Below are 16,728 nucleotides of genomic sequence, written 5' to 3' on the forward strand. Positions count from 1 at the left end.
GCTTTCAGTATTCTTCAAGGTAAGGATTCATTACTGCCACTCGTGATTCGCTGCCTTCTTTGTCAATTATAAAAACGTTCACTTTACTGATTCCTTGTAGTATGATGTGAATTAGATAAAAATAGAAAATGGTGATTTTTTGACGACTATTAAAGAAGTAGCGGAAATGGCTGGCGTTTCTGTAGCTACAGTTTCTCACGTTGTTAGAAAAACTAGATATGTTAGCCCTGAGTTAGAAAGAAAAGTAGAAGAGGTCCTCTCTTCGCTTGATTCTGTTCCAAATTTTGTCCTAAAGCAAAATAAAAAAAATGAGAACAAAGTACAAATCCTATTGGTGTACGTACCAAACTTTTCTGACAAATTTCAAATGGGTGTTCTAGCAGAAATTCGCCAGCAGCAAACAAATAAAAATGTCCTAGTTATTCCTGTCGAATATCAAGATATAACGAAGGAATTTGAGGTGATGTTTGATAGCTTCGCTGAAAAAATTATTGGTCAAATTTTAATCTACTCAGAAAAGGTTGAACCAGTATTTCCTAAAAAATTTTACAAGATTCCGTTTGTAATAATCAGTACGAATAACTATGAAACGATTACTCTACCATCCATTTCAAGCGATAGTTGCGCTGGGGTAGAGCATGCAACCAATCATTTAATAAAAAGTGGTCATTCTAGAATTGCCTATATCGACTTTTCTGATAAAGTGGAGAACGATTCGCTTCTAGGCTTTAAACAGGCTTTTCAAAAAAGCCAGTTGGAGATTGATGAGAAGATTGTTTCAACTAGACGACTTTCCGAAAAGGAACTGCTTGAAAAGCTGCATGAGTTATTTTCACAGGATAATCTTTACCCGCCAACTGGTATCTTTGTTGATCCAATAATTATCAATGAAGTCATTGGTTATTTTAGTAAAACAGGTTATCGTATCCCAGAAGATATTTCTGTCATTTCCTTAGGCAGCGAATCTTGGTATTCACTTTGCAATCCAGCCATTACTAGTATTGAACATGATTTTTCTAGCATCGTTTCTGAAGCTTTGAATATCCTCCACTCGTACTCGGCAGATTTGCAGGTTAAAAAAGTCGTTCCTACTACCTTCCACTTGCAAAATTCCACCTCAGGAATTGCCAAGGGACCGTTCGGTGAGAAAGCCTACTCTATTGACAGTATTATGCTCACGGAAAAAGAAATCGCTGAGATAAAACAAACGAAAAGAACAGCAGTCATATCTTTCCACTATACGGGAGCTTCTTGGATGAACCTGCATGAAGCCGGGATAAATAAACTATTTAATGAACTTAACATCAACATTATCGGTGTGACTGATGCCCACTTCGATTCTGATCTGCAAAACAAACAGATCGACAGTCTCCTGTCATTAGAGCCGGATATTTTTATTGCGATTCCAACCGATACCGCTAAAACGGCCGAGGCCTTTAAAAAGATTGTTGACAGCCCTAGCCAATTAATCTTGATCACCAATGTTCCAAAGGGATTAACCCCTAACGATTACGTGTCGGTCGTATCTGTAAATGAGCTAACCAACGGAAGACTTGCTGCCAGAGGCTTGTGCGAACAAATGGCTGCTAATGGCAAAACTAAAGTCGGGCTGATGACCTTCGACTCTGATTTTTATGCCACCAATCAAAGAGATACCTCGGCACAACAGCTGATTGATGAGGATTTTCCAGCAATGGAAATAGTAGCGAAGTCCTCCTTCAAAAGTGAAAATGAGGTCTTTGATAAAACCTTGGAGCTGTTGGTTGAACACCCGGAAATAGAAGGTCTCTATATCTCATGGGATGGACCGGCGCAACAAGTCATCAAGGCATTAGCTACTTTAGACCGTTTAGATATCATTGTTGGGACAGTCGATTTAGACTTTTCTTCCGCGTTAGTGATTGCTGAGGATGGACCGATAAAATGCGTGAGTGCGCAACAGCCTTTCGAACAAGGAAGAGCCATCGCTTTAGCTGCAGCACAATCAATTCTGCATAAACATGTTCCTAGCTTCATCGGGATAGAACCACTTATGGTTAATAAGGGGAATTTACTCAACTCATGGCGGACTATCTTTAAAGAAGAACCGCCCAAAGAATTACGAGAGCTGCTTGCTAGAAAGTAAATTTTATACACAAAAACGGAGCGCTTCTGAGACTAGTTTCAGAGGCGCTCTGTGAGTATAAAAAATTATTTTGTCACTTACATCCAATTGTCCACCCGGTCATACCATGTTAATTGGAATAAGTTATTATCAAGACATCGCTGTTTGAACGCGGCTAAAAAGCCTATCAACTTCATGCTGATAGGCTTTCCTACTGAGAGTATCCTCATCTAATTTTTAGACGATATGAGAATGGTTTTTTCCATCATTTTTAAAAGAATACTATTTCAAAAAGAGCTTCATTAACCACCCATCCCAATAAAAATACCCAAAACAAACGGAATCAACCAGATCGCCCAGACTAAAATACTGAATTTATGAAAAGTTTGTTGCGCAGAACGATCTTTTTTTACCAGAATGACGGTTGCCCAACAGGCATGAAAAATCATTAAGAACAACGCTACCGCTCCGGTTATTCCGTGTAGATTAAAGGAAAAGCCAGCACCCGAAAGCTTACTCATAATGGTGGTTCCGGTAGTATCAAAAATGAAACCACACCAAAACACAATCGCGTGCCAACGGAGCAGCATCCCTTGTCTTCTTTCCGCAAACACGCCAATGGTATAAAAAGTTAGTGCCAAGAGCATGCATACAATAGCAGCTAATAATAAAGTGGACATCTTATTTCTCACCTTCCATCAATTCTTTTTTTATTGCTCGTAAAAACAAGAACAACGCAATAGCAACACCTATATGGGTTAGTCCTGAGATTCCAGAAATTATGGCATTCATCCCATTACTGATGGTGAGCTCCTTTACTTGAACAATTCCTCTGACGTTCATCATCGTCACCATCAATGGCAGTGAAACATTATAAAGGACGAAAAATCTTCTAAACAATCGATTATTTTCTAGATTGGTTACTTTAAAAAGAATCGCCGCAAGTAAGAAAACTGCCACCCCTAATGCCAATAGATGGGTATGAACAACTCCCAATACCGTTTGACCAGAAAATACATTTAACTTTGTAAATTCACGATAAAAAACGCCCCCTACCATCGCTGCGACAAAATATATAATTGCTGTGTTCATGACTTTTTTCATTTTTTCAACTTCCTTCTTTCAAAATAGTTATAGCTAAAAAGGACTCCAGCTAAAAAGAGCGCCGACCCTAAGCCTGTATAAAAAACAGCGATGAAACGATCTGGCAACAAACTAAATTTCCGAATAAGCAAGCCGCCAGTGATCATGACTGCCATGATCAGAAAAGACTTCAAATCAAAAAAATTGAGGATGAATTGCCGATCCTTTGTATAATTACTGATTCTCTCCGTGTGTTTGATCGTTAGCTTATGAAAGACCATAAACCAAAAAATCAAGAAAACCAGTACTGATAATAAAAAATTGATTACTGATAAATAATTTGCGTAAGTTTCAATCCCGATTTTTAAAACGTTAAATCCAGCAATGAGCCATACGACACTAGCCAATAGTAATAAAGTTAATTTTTTAACCATCATGTGACCTCCTGAAATATGAACAATGTTCATGTTGGTATAAAAGAAGACTCGTCCGCTATTCAGCATAAATCGAATTTCGAACGAGCTTAAGAATGCCTTTATAACTTCCATCATTTGCCATCGTATACAAAAATAATTCGAAGACATACTCCACATAGCGCTCAGGAGTCAAATGACTATCGAAGACATTTTCACGAATCTTTTTATCCTGCGTTAATGCATTTAGCAATGCCTGCTTAATATGTTGCCAATATCTCTCCATCATTTTCGAGCCCATAATCTTATCATCAAAAGCCATGACTAGTGCATGGGAGGAAAAAAAGTCAGGATAGATTGCTTTCCCCTGTTCAACACTTTGTAAAAGAGCCTCTAGACATTTTGTAAAATCATCAAAATGAAAGGTCTCTTCAGAAAAATGAAAAATCTCTGACCAAATACTACCAATCGTTTCTGCCAATAATTCCCCTTTTGATGGAAAATAATTATACACCGCGCCAACAGACATGCCGGCTTTTTTAGCAACAGAACGAATACTGATTGCTTGAAGTCCGTCCGCTCGAACGATTTCTTTGCAATACCCGATGAGCTGTTCTTTTGAACTTATTTGATTGTTCATGATTCACCTCCTCACCAAAATGAACGTTGTTCATTTTGGATAATACAACGCTTTTCTATTTCTGTCAATTCCTTTATCCGCAAAAAAAGGCTCTCAACTATTTTCGTTGAGAGCCGAAGAAACTTAATTTTTCTGCTTCACAGCTTTTGGTGCTACAAGCAGTGCACACATCGCTAAACCTAACACGATGAATAGTACGGCGCCCATCACATTGCCTTTCGTCAGCATCGCAAAAGCAATCGTTCCGAACAAACTGGCAACGGTCAAAACAATGCCTGATTTTTGGATCCCTGTCAATTTGGCGAAAGAATTTCTAAAACCGATCGTCAATAATAAAGAGCCTACAAATGAAGCGATACCAAAAATAATGTGTCCAATCAAGATAAGATTTTCCATGTTTCCACCTCCCTCAGAACCACTATACTAGAAAGCCTGAAAGAAGACGAAAGTTGTGCTTGAAAATGACGAATAAAAAGTAAAACCCTCGTAGCCGAAAACGCTCTCTTCCATTAATCAATCTGATAACGTAAAATGGTTCGCCGCTTTTCTGGCGCTGTTTTTCTAGCATCGTTTAGGTAAATCTCTCGATGGTGATAATTTTTACGGGTTAAGCCATTTTCTGTTACAAATTGATCCATCTTTTGAAAAGAAGCTGGTTCATCATCAAAAGAACCTAGGTGCAGGATTTGAACACATTTCCCATCTTCAATCGTTTCAAAGGAAAGCTCCTGCAGCATATCATTTGGGTCTTTCTTTTGCACTGCTGCTAAGGAGGTCTCGACCATTTCTTCCGTAATCCAATCGGGTTGACGCAGCATGATTTTGTATTCAAAGCTTTCTTTATCCGTTAGGTCCTGTGTATTTTTAGTACTCCATAGACCTTCTAACGGAAAAATGGCAAACTCCGAGTATTCAAACTGCTCTTGCTGTTCAGGATGTGCTTGATAAAATTTCTTATACCCCATCTTGATGCTCCACGCAACGGGGTACAGCACGCCTACTCGATTGGAAAAATCTTGATGGTTGGGGTTTCCTTCACCTTTGATCGTCAAAAACTTCTGTGGTGGAACGGTTACGATTTCCGCTTTCTTTTTTGCACCGTATAAATATTTTTCTTGTTTTTTCCATTCATATTTCATTTGTTCACCCTCACTTTCAACTTTATCCTCATTATAGCGAGTGAAACCTGCAACCTCGTGTCAGGTTTAATAAATACTTTTTAATTGGTCGATTTTTTTGATTAATTGCTCACGAACTGTGGATGGGGATAAAACCTCCACCAGACCACCAAATGATAGCAAGAAGCTATATAGGCTATCGTTAACGGGATATTCGGCAGAAACGAGCAGCCGACCATCTTCCCCTTCTTCTACCTCTTCAAAATTTTCATAGACACGATACGCCAGCTCTGGAGCAAAGGCTAATTGAATGGTGAGTCTTTCTGCTGTATAGATTTTTTCAGGCTGAAGGACTTTTTCTGGTGCGACGCGGTCAAACGATTCAGTTGTCCGCTTCAGCTTTTTGATTCGTTTAAGTTTAAAGAGTCGATCCTCCTGTTTTTCACAGCAATAGGCAAATAAATACCACTCTCTTGCTTTAAAAATGAGTTTCAAGGGTTCTACTTTACGATCTGAACTGGATTTCTCTCGACCAAAGTACTGAAAACAAATACGTGTCCTATGAAAAATGGCTTGCTCCAATGCTTGAAACAGTTCTTCCTGCTGTGGATGCCAATCGGAAAAGTCAATCTCGATCCAATTCGTCGTCTGCTTTTGAAAGACGGCGCCTAATTTTTTTAGCAGCTCTTGATTTCTCTCTTCATTCATTCCGTTAAATCCCTGCAACGCTGTTAAAATATGCCTTTGTTCCTCCTCTGAAATCAGCGAACGATTCAAAACAAACTTTTCAGGAAGAAAAATGCCGCCGCCTTTTCCCTGTGTTGTGTAAACAGGAATGCCTGCAGCGCTTAAAATATCTATATCTCGATAAATCGTTCGAATCGAAACTTCAAACTTCTTTGCTAACTCAGGCGCGGTGGTTTGACCTTTATCCATTAAATAGTACACCATCTGAAAAAGTCGGTACTCTGCCATGCTCCTCACCTCCACCTTTAGTATAGCATCGAAAACCTGCAGCCTGATGTCAGGTTTCATAAAAAAGCACTGCTCCATTTTCTAAGCAGTGCTTACTCCTCTATTACGGTTGCAACAAGACTTTTCCGATACTTTTTCCTGTTTCTAAAAATTCATGGGCTTGTTTTCCTTCTGACAAAGGAAAAACAGTTGGCTCGCTGATTGAAATTTGTCCTTTGGAGAAATAGTTGAAGAGACGTTCACTACGAACCTTGCGTTCTTCATAGCTTGTTAGATAATCCCACAAGTCTCCAGTTAAAATGCTTTTTGATTCTGACATTAAATCGACGGGATCGATTTTAATAGGATCGCCGCCTGCCATACCGAAAAATACAACCTTGCCACGATGTTGGATTAAGTCTAGACTTTGCTGAATGGTTGATCCAACACCATCATACGCTGTCGCAAATTGCCCTTCGATCGTTTCAACCCACGAGTGTTCACGACTTGGGTAAACCTGCTTCACTCCGTGGGATAAGGCCAATGCTTGTTTTTCTGCTGAGGAAGCAGAACCATACACCTCAATGCCATCAGCCACCAGCATTTGAGAAAGAATTTGTCCGACACCGCCACTGATCCCTGTGATAAAAACTTTTTCTCCCGATACATTTTTTCCAAGGTCGTGAGCTAAGAAATCTGCGGTCATCCCCTGAAGACCGATACTTGCGGCCAGCTTACTGTCGATTCCTTCAGGTAAAGGAATCGCTTGTTCACTTGGAACCGCCACATATTCAGCATTTGCCAAAGGGACATCTACAAATAGTATCGTCTCACCAATTTTCTGTTTCGTTACCTTGGCACCGACTTCAACAATAATCCCCGCACCTTCATAGCCGTTAATGTAGGGCGTGTGCTTTTCAATATGGTATTCCCCTCGTCGTCGATAAATATCTGCAAAATTTAAACCGATATACTCTACTTCTACTAATACTTCATGCTCATTAATGACAGGACGTGGAAGCTCGCCATATTGCAAAACTTCACTGCCGCCAAAGGTTTCAAAATACAATGCTTTCATGGCAAATACTCCTTAATTTATTTCCTCAAATATACTATGGCTACCCTTTTTCAGCAAAAAATCAGATTGCATTTCGTTCGACACTCTGATAGATTTTAATCACTATGAGGCAATCATCGAAAGGAGTGTTCTAAATGAAACTAGTTCCCTTACCTCAAGAATTATCTGTTTATCAGGTGTCCGACTTCAGCCAGGTAGATTTCACCCAACAACCTCTATTTATTGGAAGAACTGATGAAGAAAATTCCATTGTTTCTGCAACAGCTAATGTTCCTTCCGAGACTATCAAACGGGAAGATGGCTGGAGAGCCTTTAAGATTGAAGGGGTTCTGGATTTTAGTTTAGTGGGGATTTTAGCAAAAATTGCCACAGTCTTGGCAGAGGCTGATATCAGTATTTTTGCTGTCTCAACCTTTAATACCGATTATCTTCTAATCAAGATGGAAAAATATGAAGCTGCCGTCTCTGTTTTAACCCAAGCCGGCTATACTGTCTTATAAAAAGTAGCCAGTTCTTCAATTTCCAGCCTTTTATCCTAGAAGAAGATAGGTCTTTAGTTGGACGTAACGCTTCCAGTTTTTCCTTATTATGAGAGTGTAGTAATAAATCAAAGACAAAATAAAGTGAAACGTTCGTTGGTGGACAAACTAGATAATTGGAGGAAATAAAAATGAAGAGAAATGGGTTAGATATTATGGTATTAATTTTGGGAATTGCTTGCATTGGTTTATTGACGGTGAATCGGTATATTTTCCGACCTGTTTGGAACTCGGAATTTCGCACAGAGCTTAGAGAAACAAAAAACGAGATTAAAGCTGGGTTAACTGATAGTCGCAATGAAATCAAAGAATCTTCTAAAGAAGTGAAAAAGGACCTAAAAGTGAAACGCGACGAACTAAATGACGACATGAAAGATGCTAAAAATGAAATGAAAGAGGTAAAAGACGAAATGAAGGAAAGCTTGTCTCTCTCTTATTAATAGCGTCATAAAAAGACCTTCGGATGAAGGTCTTTTTATTCGATCTGTTGCTTCAATTTCTGCTTCATCTCTGTTTGGAAAAAAAGCGTGGAAAGAGTCATCAGTATCGCACCGATAAATAGTGTGCTTTTCAAAATATTCATGACTTTCGTATCAGCTAAAAAGCCAATGTACGGCAAATAAAAATGCGGGCGACCAATTAAATTTCGTTTATGAACCAAGCCCATTTCTGCTTTGTCAGTATTATCCCCTTTAACAAAATATCCCTCGATCTTATTATCTACCGCTAATACTCGACGCGTTTTAATTGCCTTTCCTTGATTTTCATAATACGTGATAGTATCTCCGACATGGATCGGTTCTATGACATCTTTTACAAAAACCAATCCATCCTTGTGGTACTCCGGGGCCATCTTGTCATCTGAAATGACATAGGGCGTGACACTCAGCACCTTTGGGATGACAATGGTTAAAACAGCTAATAAGAATAAAAGGAAAATTAGCACACCATAAAAAACAGTTATTTTTTTATTCTTCAACAGACCTTTCCACCTCCCTCAAAAAAGAAGCATCCCCTTATTTATATCATAGCACATTAATCACAAAAATCTATTTTTAAATCTCAAATCAAATAAAAAATCAAATATATTTTGACTAAAAACACTAATATGTTACTATTATTTTATAGTCGAACGGAAATCTCTCTCTTTTTCAAAAACGAAAGGATGTTATTTAATAATAGTGAAGACAAATAAAAACCGTTCTTTTAGATTCCAGTCAAAAAAAGGTTCTATTTTAATAATATTAGTTATTTTAATGCTGGCTTATTTTTTCGGTATCACCATCACAGAAGAAGTCAAAAAGGCCGATATCCAAAAACTAAACGATCGCTGGACGTTTATGGTGAAGGGGCATTCAGATCAATATATCTTTGGAAAAACCGAACAACGTTTAAAGAATATTCAGCCAAATAGTGCCCTCATTATGCAACAACAGCTGGACATGCCGCTGAAAGACCCTCAGTTAGTGATCCGTACCAATCATCAATGGGTGTCGGTCTATATTGGTGAAAAGCTTATTTATAGCTATGCGCCAACGAAGCAGCAGAAAGATCCTGGACTTTTGCAATCGGCGATTCACCTACCTAGTAATTATCGAAAAGAAAAATTACGAATCGTCACAAAAACACCCTACGATTATTATGCTGGCATTCCTGCTCAAGTGTTTATCGGTGAAGCAGCAGAAGTTGATCGCTACTTTATTCTGCACTCTCTGCCACAACTTCTGCTCTGGATCACCTGTTCTACACTTATTGTTTTGATGCTGATCCTTCTCTTCTTAAAGAGAAAGGGGCCGAAGAAAGAGACTGTTCTAACCTTGATCTTGATCGGATTTACTTTTTTTATTGGGCTGCAGTCAATTATTTTGAATGTTCCAGCCAGCACGCTATTTGAGCCTAAAACATTGTCGATCCTGTATAACCTGACAGCAATTCTGATCCCAGTCTTTCTGACCAGTTATTATCTTTTGAGAACCAAAAAATATCAACACTATTACTTTTATGGCGTTGGTTCACAGCTATTTCTATTGATTTTTGGTGTTCTGTGCATAATAGCAGGAAGGCTGTCGCTTCCAGTTGCGGTACAAATTTTTAGCGGATTTAACGTTTTTATGACCCTTTATACAGCGGCCATCGCGTTAGCAGAATCGGCAGATCAAAATCGATTTTATGTCATTTGTTCTCCAGGAATTATCATGGCTGCTTTTATTCACTGCTTCTTCTATATCCAGCTCTTCGCTGGAGCGGCGAACTTAACAACTGACTGGCCGTTGATTTTATTTGGCGGACTGATGATTTTGATCAGCGGCTATCATTTCGGCGAGGCGATTCGCTTCATTCGTCGCTACCGTATAAAACAGCAGGAAGATAAACAGCGATTTATACGAGTGAACGAAAAACAAAACAACCTATTAGTCACCTTTAAACTATTAGCAGAAAAAGAAGCGTATATGAATAAAGAAGCACTCTCCTTAACTTATTTCCTGCAGCAAATGCGGGACTACTATCAAAATGAATTTCGTAAACAAGCTAAATTTTTCTCTTGCCAATTAATCGTAGACCAAGAAAATCAACTGCTAAAAGATGAAAACCTGTATTTACTCATTCAACTCTTCGAAAAATTCTTAAACGATTCGAATTTCGGAACCATTGATATTTCAATGAAGCAAGAAAAACAACAGTTAATTATTGAAAGCAGCACAAGTGCGTTTACTCGTCATTCCTTTGATGAATCCGTTGAGGCAACTATACCTGTAAGTTCTCATCAAGAGTTAGAACAAGCAGTGAAGCGATCAAATGGCGATTGGCATTGGCAAAACAAAGAGAAAAAACAGTATTTTAAAATCACCTTAGGGTTATAAAAGAAAATCAGGGCGCCGCTTTATGGAAGAAGCGGTTCCCTGATTTTTTTATCGCTTGATTGTTGCGGTAGAACTTTGAATAAATGAGACTACTTCCTCTTCAGTAAATTGATTACAATCCCCCTTTACTGAATGTTTCAAAACGGAAGCGCCTGTTGCAAACTCAATTGTTTCAATTGGCAAATAATCGTTAATTAGACCATGTAAGATTCCACCAGTAAAAGCATCCCCACCGCCAATTCGATCCACAATTGGATCAATCAGATGATTTTTTGAGGTATAGCATTTTCCATTGAGCCACAGTGTTCCCTGTAATTCGTGGACGCAGGTTGAATGAACGCTGCGCTTTGTAGAATAAAAGGCCGTTATGTTTGGAAATAGCTCCTGCATTTTTTGATAATAATAGACAATATCCTCTTCAGTTTCTGGAACACCTAATAAATAAATGGCGTCCATTTTTCCAGCTGAACAATAATCCACTAAAGGCAAAACTTTTTTTAGAAAAGCCCCCGCCTCGCCTTGACTCCAAAGACTTTGACGGTAGTTGCAATCGAAACTTACTTTGCAACCTGTCTTTTTAGCCGTCTTGATTAATTCGATGGTCAGTTCTTTCCAATATTCAGAAAGTGCTGGAGTAATACCTGAAATATGAAAAATTTCCACATCGGAAAATAAATCTTGAAGCTTCCATTCCAATTCACTCATCAATGAAAATGTAGAGTATTGCCGATCATAGATGACAGAAGTTGCACGTTGAGCATTCCCTTGCTCCACATAATAAACTCCCATTCTACCTTGCGCTTTTAACAAATAGTCAGTAGCTACTCCGCAACTTCTTAAATGACGCTCAGCTGCTTGACCAAGTCCATTTTCAGCAATCTTACTGGCGAATTGTACTTGATGTCCATAATTAGCTAAAGAGACAGCAACATTCGCTTCGCCGCCACCATAGTATGCCTCCAATTGTTGCGTATGGTTCAGACGAATCCCCGTTTCGACTGATAGCCGCAACATAATTTCTCCCAAACAAACAATCCTAGCCATTTGCTTCTCTCCGAATCTCTGTTAGCCTTGTCGCATATTGCTGTGCAATTTCCGTTACTTTAGCGAAATCCCCTTCTGCAACGGGGGCTAGCAAATTACCACCCACACCAACCGCTACAACTCCTGCTTCAAACCAAGTTTGCATGTTCTCCAAATTCACACCACCAGTAGGCATGAGGTTTGCATGAGGCAGCGGTGCTTTTACAGCTGAAACCATACTTGGCCCGCTAACACTTCCAGGGAAAAGTTTAATGATATCTACACCATTTTTCAGCGCTTGCTGCATTTCTGTAATAGTCATGCAGCCTGGCAGATAAGGAATTTGATATAGATTGCACAGTTCTGCAGTCTCTTGATCAAAACTTGGACTAACAACAAACTCTGCTCCTGCTATAATTGCTAGCCGAGCGGTTACTGCATCTAAGACTGTTCCCGCACCAATCACTACATCCTGATCTCGGTAATCATTTACCAATTCATGGATAGCTGATTGCGCATTAGGGACTGTAAAAGTAACTTCAATCCCCTTCACCCCCCCGGCAATAATGGCCTGACTAGCTTTGACTGCCTCTACTGGATTCTTTCCTCTGACAACCGCAATGACCCCGGCCTTTTCTATGCGTGATAAGATTTCTATTCTTTTCATTGATTTCTTCTCCTATCCATTTAGCAAAGCTCTTTCCAATAAGGCACCTGCTTGATGTTGTCCTTCTAGATTTCTTTCTCCTGAGAATTTCAGTACTCGCTCCATGTTGGTAATGACTACAATGATCATTGTTTCCTTACCTTGACTATGAATATAGTCTAGGTCCATTTGAGCAATTTTTGATTCCGCTGTAACTTTATCGCCAACTTTTACTGATACATCAAAGCCTTTTCCATCTAACGTTACTGTATCGATCCCCATATGAACAAGAACCTCAATGCCATTACCTGTCTTGATCCCAATCGCATGCTTTGAAGGAAAGACGGTCGTCACTGTTCCGCTGACAGGAGCAAAAACAGCGCCGTCAACAGACTTGATTGCAAATCCATCTCCCATCATTTTTGTTGAAAAGACTTCATCCGGCACATCTTCTAGTGGAACATAACTGCCTCTAGCAACAGAATGTAGATTTACTTCGTTATTAAAGTCATCCTCTTCTGCCTCTTCGACTGGAACGAGCATATACGTGATTACAAAGGAAGAGATCAATGCAATCAAAATTCCCAGAACCGCAAAGATAAAGTATTGACCGATATAGGCCGGCAGACTGAAGATACTTGATAAGATATAACCATAGATACGAACACCGAAAAAGCTGATAAATGCCGATGCAATCGAACTACCAATAGTTGCGGCAATGAAAGCCTTCTTATATTTTGATAAAATCCCGAATAATGCAGGTTCAGTAATTCCTAGTAAACCAGAAACTGCCGAAGATAGAACCAGTGATTTTTCCTCTTTTGATTTGACCTTCGTATAGATTGCAGCTGTCGCACCTGTAATTGCCATATTCGCCATGAACATCATTGGCATCAGCATATCATAGCCTTGATTCGCAAAATTTTGCAAAGCGATAGGGGTCATCGCATGATGTAATCCAGTGAAGATCGCTATTGGACGAATAGCCCCCACCACAACACCAGCCAAAACAGGAGAAATGGAGAATAGCCAAGCCACTCCAGCCGCTAATAGGTTTCCTAAATGAATACTGATTGGCCCAATAACTGTCAAAGTAACCAATCCTGCTACGAATAAAGAAATGGTTGGCGTAAACACTGTCCGTAAAACCTGCGGCAGCACCTTATCGACCCAACGATAGATATAACTTAAGGCCAATACTGCAAAAATAATGGGAATTACGGTTCCTGCATAGTTAAAGACAGGCACAGGAATCACTCCAAACAGCTTAAAGGCAGAAACAGAACCTTCAGCGACTGCCGTAGTCATCGTCGGAAATTGTAGTGTGGCAGCGATAGCGACCGCTAAATATTGATTTGTTTTGAAAATCCTAGCGGCTGAAGCAGCAACAAAAAATGGCAAGAACGTAAATACCCCACTGGCAATCATATCAATGATTAAATAGGTATCTGTTTGGTTAGAAATCACATTTAGTGCAACTAAGCCCGCCATCAGCCCCTTGATCATGCCCGCACCGGCAATCGCTGGTACAATTGGTCCGAATACTCCAGAAACAGTGTCCATGAATAAGGATACTGCTCCTTTTTTCTCTCCATCAGCTTGTTGATTATTCTCATCAAGACCTAGCACTTTGGCAATTGGTCCGAAATATTCCGCTACATTCGTTCCAATGACTACCTGCAGCTGATCGCTTTGATACTTCGTTCCAACTACTTCAGCTATTTTTTCCAACTCAGCGTAATTAACCTGCTTTTCATCCTTTAAATTGAAACGCAACCTAGTCATACAATGCCAAGCATTATTGATATTCTCTGCACCACCAACATTTTTAATGATTTGCTTTGCTACATCTTCGTGCTTCACTTTTTTTCCTCCTCATTCTTTGAAACTCGACGAAACGTGTTTCCGTTTTCAACAACATAGTAGCATGGTCATACCCCCTTGTAAAACCAGTCCTTTTTTATAAAAAACAAAAAAAATCAGCTTTATATCAACGTTTTCATATCATTTGTTTAAAAATTGGACTGTTTTTACATCTCTTTACTCTCTTTTTTTAGTCCAAATTGACAGCCTTATCATCTACATGTTTCAATGAGTTTGCAAATGATTCATATTTACGTACATTGGAGTGAAAAAAATGACACCAACAATCATTACTGATATAAAAAGCTTCGCAATCAAACCGGACCGTCATAATTTATTAGTCGTAAAGGTCGAAACTGATAAAGGGGTATCCGGCGTCGGCTGTGGAACTTTCCAATTTCGACCATTAGCCGTTCAAACGGTCGTTGAAGAATACTTGAAACCTTTACTTATTGGTAGAGATGCGAACCAAATTGAGGATATCTGGCAAGTGATGAACGTCAACTCTTATTGGCGAAATGGACCGATTACCAACAATGCAATCTCCGGTGTGGACATGGCGCTTTGGGATATTAAAGGAAAACTAGCTGACATGCCTTTATATCAACTGCTAGGTGGTAAAGCACGCACCGCAATTCCGGCTTATACCCATGCTGTCGCAGATAATTTAACCGCTTTGTACGGTGAGATTGACAAATTTCTTGCAGAAGGCTATCGCTACATTCGTTGCCAATTAGGTTTTTACGGCGGTAATCCCAGCAATTTAGAGACCCCCGAAAATCCAATTAACGGCTCTTATTTCGACCAGGAAGAGTATATGCAAACAACGTTAAAAATGTTTGCTAGTATTCAAAAAAAATACGGTCAGCAATTCCAAATGCTGCATGATGTTCATGAACGCCTGCATCCTAATCAAGCCATCAACTTTGCAAAAGCTGCGGAAAAGTATAATCTTTTCTTCTTAGAGGATATCTTACCACCAAACCAAAATGAATGGCTTGCGCAATTACGCAGTCAATCGACGACACCGATCGCGACGGGAGAATTATTCAACAATCCCATGGAATGGAAGGAGTTAGTCCGCAATCGTCAAATCGATTATATGCGCGCACATGTATCTCAAATTGGTGGAATCACTCCTGCATTGAAATTGGCTCATTTCTGTGAAGCTATGGGAATTCGAATCGCCTGGCATACACCATCGGATATCACACCGATTGGTTTAGCAGTCAATACACATTTAAATATTCATTTACACAATGCAGCTATCCAAGAAAATATTGATGTGCCCAAAAATACTCAGAAGCTCTTTGGTAACATTCCAGCACCAGAGCAGGGCTTCTTTTATCCGATCGAACAAAGCGGAATCGGGGTTACCTTCAATGAAGAGATGGCTGCTGAATACCCTGTTGTCTACCGTCCCCATGAATGGACGCAAAGTCGAACACCAGACGGAACAATTGTAACTCCATAAGAAAAAGGTAAAGTCTACTTTCGGACTTTACCTTTTTATGTTTCACTACATATTTTTAGCATCCATTTCTCTTGTGATGAAATTTCTAATCAATCCTTGAACGGTGAATCTCACGATCAAAGGGCCGAATATACGTTACTGAGTAATCGATTGCCACGATGCTACTGTATTCAAAAACCTGTCCATCTTCCAAAATAGCTCGATTTGTAATCTGCATCGCAGGTGTTCCACGCTTACACAAAAGCAGCTTTGACTGCTCCTTTGAAGTGGTGATTGGATCATAACTGGTAATATAATGGGATATACGGAACCCTTTCTGTTCGACATAATTTTGGATCGAATGCTCAATGACCTCTTGTGACAAATCTGGAAACATTGCTGTTGGCATTTTCGAGATTTCCAACTGTTCAATTTTGTAATTGACAATGCGGATGCGCTCAAAAGTCCACACCTCATCCCCTTCATCAATTTGGAAAATCTTTTGTTCGTCTAAGGTGGCTGGCGCCTTTTTTAATTCAATCATTTTTGAGTCAATCCGATCGTAAGGAGTACGAGTCAAAGAATTAAAGATCAGTGGATTTTTCACCCATTTCTCATGGACAAAAATTCCAGACCCCTGAACAACGCGGACAATCCCAATCTCTTCTAAATTTTTCACCGCTTGCTGAATGGTAAATCGAGATACGCCATAGATTTGTGCCAGCTTTCGCTGATTTGGTAATTTTCCTTCTTTAAATTCTTCCTGATAAATCTTACTCAATAAGTCTTGAACAATGAACTCGCGCTTTTTCATGTAGGGCTCCTTTGTCGGGCTTTTTTCTATTCCTATCTTACCAAAAGAAGCCAAAGTTTTCAGTCGGCTACCACGATTTAATCCGCTTCTTCTTTCTGTGCAGGAGCAAAGCTGAGCCTTATTCGAAAAAACTTTCGCC

General features: G+C 39.5%; 18 protein-coding genes. 5 read left to right on the forward strand and 13 right to left on the reverse strand.

Going from position 1 to position 16,728, the window contains the following annotated elements:
* Positions 1 to 139 precede the first annotated feature (139 nt).
* Positions 140 to 2,125 carry a LacI family DNA-binding transcriptional regulator gene (locus IGI50_RS11770; protein WP_438777040.1) on the forward strand — a complete coding sequence of 662 codons (1,986 nt, stop codon included), beginning with the start codon at positions 140 to 142 and terminating at the stop codon, positions 2,123 to 2,125.
* 281 nt (positions 2,126 to 2,406) lie between these two features.
* On the opposite strand, the gene IGI50_RS11775 is transcribed toward IGI50_RS11770, so the two are convergent.
* From IGI50_RS11775 to IGI50_RS11810, 8 genes are all read right to left on the reverse strand, one after another.
* Positions 2,407 to 2,784, reverse strand: coding sequence for an HsmA family protein (locus IGI50_RS11775; protein WP_438777041.1), 378 nt, complete (start codon positions 2,782 to 2,784; stop codon positions 2,407 to 2,409).
* Position 2,785: 1 nt separating this feature from the next.
* Positions 2,786 to 3,208: a DUF2871 domain-containing protein gene (locus IGI50_RS11780; RefSeq protein ID WP_438777042.1), complete on the reverse strand. Its 423-nt coding sequence runs from the start codon at positions 3,206 to 3,208 to the stop codon at positions 2,786 to 2,788.
* Positions 3,205 to 3,621, reverse strand: a complete 417-nt coding sequence (locus IGI50_RS11785) for a hypothetical protein (RefSeq protein WP_438777043.1) — start codon at positions 3,619 to 3,621, stop codon at positions 3,205 to 3,207. Before IGI50_RS11785 ends, IGI50_RS11780 begins: the two co-directional genes overlap by 4 nt.
* A gap of 58 nt (positions 3,622 to 3,679) precedes the next feature.
* A complete protein-coding gene (locus IGI50_RS11790; RefSeq protein ID WP_438777044.1) occupies positions 3,680 to 4,240 on the reverse strand; it encodes a TetR/AcrR family transcriptional regulator in 561 nt (186 codons plus the stop codon).
* A gap of 123 nt (positions 4,241 to 4,363) precedes the next feature.
* The gene (locus IGI50_RS11795; RefSeq protein WP_010745689.1) at positions 4,364 to 4,636 is read right to left on the reverse strand and encodes a hypothetical protein; all 273 of its coding nucleotides are present in this window, start codon (positions 4,634 to 4,636) and stop codon (positions 4,364 to 4,366) included.
* Positions 4,637 to 4,749: 113 nt separating this feature from the next.
* The gene (locus IGI50_RS11800; protein WP_438777045.1) at positions 4,750 to 5,379 is read right to left on the reverse strand and encodes a GyrI-like domain-containing protein; all 630 of its coding nucleotides are present in this window, start codon (positions 5,377 to 5,379) and stop codon (positions 4,750 to 4,752) included.
* A 66-nt stretch (positions 5,380 to 5,445) separates the two neighbouring features.
* Positions 5,446 to 6,333, reverse strand: coding sequence for a helix-turn-helix transcriptional regulator (locus IGI50_RS11805; protein WP_438777046.1), 888 nt, complete (start codon positions 6,331 to 6,333; stop codon positions 5,446 to 5,448).
* Positions 6,334 to 6,436: 103 nt separating this feature from the next.
* Positions 6,437 to 7,390: a zinc-binding dehydrogenase gene (locus tag IGI50_RS11810; protein ID WP_438777047.1), complete on the reverse strand. Its 954-nt coding sequence runs from the start codon at positions 7,388 to 7,390 to the stop codon at positions 6,437 to 6,439.
* A 134-nt stretch (positions 7,391 to 7,524) separates the two neighbouring features.
* On the opposite strand from IGI50_RS11810, the gene IGI50_RS11815 reads away from it, so the two are divergent.
* A complete protein-coding gene (locus IGI50_RS11815) occupies positions 7,525 to 7,890 on the forward strand; it encodes an ACT domain-containing protein (protein WP_438777048.1) in 366 nt (121 codons plus the stop codon).
* Positions 7,891 to 8,060: 170 nt separating this feature from the next.
* Positions 8,061 to 8,369, forward strand: coding sequence for a YtxH domain-containing protein (locus tag IGI50_RS11820; protein WP_010745684.1), 309 nt, complete (start codon positions 8,061 to 8,063; stop codon positions 8,367 to 8,369).
* A 35-nt stretch (positions 8,370 to 8,404) separates the two neighbouring features.
* On the opposite strand, the gene IGI50_RS11825 is transcribed toward IGI50_RS11820, so the two are convergent.
* Positions 8,405 to 8,908, reverse strand: a complete 504-nt coding sequence (locus IGI50_RS11825; protein ID WP_010745683.1) for a S26 family signal peptidase — start codon at positions 8,906 to 8,908, stop codon at positions 8,405 to 8,407.
* A gap of 277 nt (positions 8,909 to 9,185) precedes the next feature.
* Here IGI50_RS11825 and IGI50_RS11830 point away from each other — a divergent pair, with 277 nt between their 5' ends.
* The gene (locus IGI50_RS11830; protein WP_438777049.1) at positions 9,186 to 10,790 is read left to right on the forward strand and encodes an MFS transporter; all 1,605 of its coding nucleotides are present in this window, start codon (positions 9,186 to 9,188) and stop codon (positions 10,788 to 10,790) included.
* Between the two features lie 48 nt (positions 10,791 to 10,838).
* Here IGI50_RS11830 and IGI50_RS11835 read toward each other — a convergent pair whose 3' ends face one another.
* Genes IGI50_RS11835 through IGI50_RS11845 form a run of 3 tightly spaced genes read right to left on the reverse strand, consistent with a single transcriptional unit; the run spans position 10,839 to position 14,322 of the window.
* Entirely contained in the window at positions 10,839 to 11,834 is a 996-nt protein-coding gene (locus IGI50_RS11835; RefSeq protein WP_438777050.1) for a sugar kinase, read from the reverse strand.
* Complete coding sequence (locus tag IGI50_RS11840; RefSeq protein WP_010745680.1) at positions 11,827 to 12,480, reverse strand: bifunctional 2-keto-4-hydroxyglutarate aldolase/2-keto-3-deoxy-6-phosphogluconate aldolase; 654 nt, start codon at positions 12,478 to 12,480, stop codon at positions 11,827 to 11,829. Before IGI50_RS11840 ends, IGI50_RS11835 begins: the two co-directional genes overlap by 8 nt.
* A 12-nt stretch (positions 12,481 to 12,492) precedes the next feature.
* Positions 12,493 to 14,322: a glucose PTS transporter subunit IIA gene (locus IGI50_RS11845; protein WP_438777051.1), complete on the reverse strand. Its 1,830-nt coding sequence runs from the start codon at positions 14,320 to 14,322 to the stop codon at positions 12,493 to 12,495.
* A gap of 274 nt (positions 14,323 to 14,596) precedes the next feature.
* Here IGI50_RS11845 and IGI50_RS11850 point away from each other — a divergent pair, with 274 nt between their 5' ends.
* Complete coding sequence (locus IGI50_RS11850; protein ID WP_438777052.1) at positions 14,597 to 15,796, forward strand: enolase C-terminal domain-like protein; 1,200 nt, start codon at positions 14,597 to 14,599, stop codon at positions 15,794 to 15,796.
* 85 nt (positions 15,797 to 15,881) lie between these two features.
* Here the strand turns inward: IGI50_RS11850 and IGI50_RS11855 are convergent, their stop codons facing one another.
* Positions 15,882 to 16,589: a GntR family transcriptional regulator gene (locus IGI50_RS11855; protein ID WP_010745677.1), complete on the reverse strand. Its 708-nt coding sequence runs from the start codon at positions 16,587 to 16,589 to the stop codon at positions 15,882 to 15,884.
* Between the last annotated feature and the right edge of the window lie 139 nt (positions 16,590 to 16,728).

Source organism: Enterococcus sp. DIV0170, from assembly GCF_051710765.1.
In the GTDB taxonomy this organism is placed as follows: Bacteria; Bacillota; Bacilli; order Lactobacillales; family Enterococcaceae; genus Enterococcus_A; species Enterococcus_A raffinosus.